This is a genomic window from Vibrio sp. 1078-1 (assembly GCF_033340475.1).
The window spans coordinates 1-617 of sequence record NZ_JAWOWM010000538.1 but is presented as its reverse complement, the minus strand read 5'-3'; the positions used below and the strand labels follow the sequence as shown (position 1 = coordinate 617).

Genomic DNA, 617 nt, shown 5'->3' with positions numbered 1-617 from the left:
CAAAAAAAGAAGAGAAAATGCTGCCTGCTTCTGTGATTAAAGAGTCTCTGAATGCAAAAGTAGACGCTATGGAAGCGCAAGAAGGTCGTCCTCTGAAGAAGAAAGAGAAAGACAACTTAAAAGATGACATCGTGATGGACTTACTGCCTCGCGCTTTTAGCCGCAGCAGCCACACTCACGTGTTGATTATGCCAAAAGAAGGCTTCATCCTTGTCGATGCAAGCAGCTACAAAAAAGCAGAAGACGTATTAGCGCTACTGCGTAAAACCATGGGTAGCTTACCTGTTGTTCCTGCGATTCCAGAAGTAGCAATTGAAACCACGCTAACAGAATGGGTTAAAACAGGTAACACACCGCAAGGCATCACCATGATGGACGAAGCTGAGTTAAAATCGGTGCTTGAAGAAGGTGGCGTGATTCGCTGTAAGAAGCAAGAGCTGACCACAGATGAAATCCGCAATCACATCGCAGCTGACAAAGTCGTGACGAAACTTGCGCTTAACTGGCAAGGCCGAATCGAGTTCATCATGGCTGAAGATTCCGGCATCAAACGTCTAAAATTCTCAGATGAGTTGAAAGATCAAAACGACGATATCCCACGTGAAGATCAAGCGGCT

1 protein-coding gene is annotated in these 617 nt (G+C 45.5%); it reads left to right on the top strand.

The window, feature by feature from the left end; genetic code table 11:
• On the top strand, positions 1 to 617 hold a 617-nt coding region (locus R7190_RS28665; RefSeq protein WP_318138036.1), incomplete at both ends, for a recombination-associated protein RdgC.